Raw genomic sequence first — 309 nt, 5'->3', positions numbered from 1 at the left:
AAAATTTGCTTTTAATTTATAGTTTTTAAACCTTAAACCTTAACCTTAACCTTAAACCTTAAACCTTAAACCTTAAACCTTAAACCTTAAACCTTAAACCTTAAACCTTAAACCTTAAACCGGTTTACCCGTTGATCGCCTCCACCCGTTCTACACGACCCTGGAGCATTTCTTTCAGCATATTTTCAATTCCGTTCTTCAGTGTAAAAGTAGAAGAAGGACAACCGCTGCAGGCCCCTTGCAGGATCACCTTCACCAGCTTCTGGTCCTCATCATAGCTTTCAAAAAGTATATTTCCGCCGTCACTTG

General features: G+C 39.2%; 1 protein-coding gene. It reads right to left on the bottom strand.

The features are described from left to right. Window positions 1-124: 124 nt before the first annotated feature. A partial coding sequence (locus HC175_RS22525) for a NifU family protein (RefSeq protein ID WP_168140037.1) occupies window positions 125-309 on the bottom strand: 185 nt, incomplete at its 5' end.

Source organism: Salinimicrobium oceani, from assembly GCF_012037645.1.
The sequence above is the reverse complement of the archived record's forward strand: the minus strand, read 5'-3'. Positions and strand labels throughout refer to the sequence as shown.